At 49.9% G+C, this 423-nt stretch carries 1 protein-coding gene; it reads right to left on the bottom strand.

Features of this window, described 5'->3' with window-relative positions:
- Positions 1–103: 103 nt before the first annotated feature.
- Positions 104–423 (bottom strand): hypothetical protein (locus GRC12_RS45085; RefSeq protein WP_208786161.1); only part of this gene is annotated, 320 nt, incomplete at its 5' end.

Below are 423 nucleotides of genomic sequence, written 5' to 3'. Positions count from 1 at the left end.
GATGTGATCCATGACCAGTTGTCCATTTTGACGCGTACGGAAAAATTGAGGATTAACGCTTATGCGGGCATATTCAGAGGAACGGGTACTGCAATACCAGCAGTTATGGCAGAAGCGCCAGAATCAGACTAAAAAAGGTGTTTTCATCAAAACTCTGTCCGGGACGGGATAATGCTCCCGGCGGAGTAAAGGACCAGTCACTGAAATGATCTGCCCGCATGAAAAGGCGCCCCACAGACGTCACACTGCCTTCTGCATAAAGGGTCACTTCCACGCATCCTGTCACGCCCTGACCGTACAAAAATACCGGGATAAATTTTACAGACCGGTCGTCGTAACGCAGGGTGATAGCGACAAGCTCAAAAGTCCCGTCCGCCGCCAGCAGGTCCGTAACAGAGACGATAAATGTTTCCACATTCAATC

The sequence above is a fragment of the Streptomyces griseorubiginosus genome, assembly GCF_017614965.1.
GTDB lineage: Bacteria > Actinomycetota > Actinomycetes > Streptomycetales > Streptomycetaceae > Streptomyces > Streptomyces griseorubiginosus_B.
The sequence above is the reverse complement of the archived record's forward strand: the minus strand, read 5'-3'. Positions and strand labels throughout refer to the sequence as shown.